General features: G+C 49.1%; 1 pseudogene. It reads left to right on the top strand.

What is annotated here, in order from left to right:
* A pseudogene (locus tag JO375_RS08610) lies at window positions 1-497 on the top strand (hypothetical protein); the annotation flags it as partial.

The raw sequence follows: 497 nt of genomic DNA, 5'->3' as shown, positions 1-497 counted from the left end.
CGTTTTGACAGTCCCAAGTTTTATTTTGGTATTGAAGACAGCCCGGCACAGGTGGTACTGGATCATACCCGTTATACCGTACGCAAGCAGTTGCTGCCTTTTCGTTATTTTCAGGAAAACGAGCAGACCAAGGTGACGGAAAATGACTTTATTTTCTATGAGGTAGAAACGGACGAGGTGCTGGATTTGGGAGCTCAGATGACTTTTCAGGGACACAGCTTGTATGTAGTGGAAGCCTATACCGAAATGAGGCAAGGGCTGCTGCGGCATCAATATATGCTTGCCTCGTACAAAGGCTTACGGCAAAAAAGCTACTACCAGGAAAAGCTGGCGGGAGCCTCGCTAAGCGGCGTTGTACTGGACGTCCGTCAGGATCAGGTACGTATCCATCTCGATTGTGATAAAGAGCAGGATGCAAGCAAAGCCCATTGGTTCAACTACTCGACGGTGTATAGTGCTGGGGGCCATACCGGCTGGTACGTAATGCCGGAAAAAGG

It is taken from the genome of Paenibacillus farraposensis (assembly GCF_020736845.1).
Lineage (GTDB): Bacteria > Bacillota > Bacilli > Paenibacillales > Paenibacillaceae > Paenibacillus > Paenibacillus farraposensis.
This window is presented reverse-complemented; position numbering and strand designations above follow the sequence as displayed.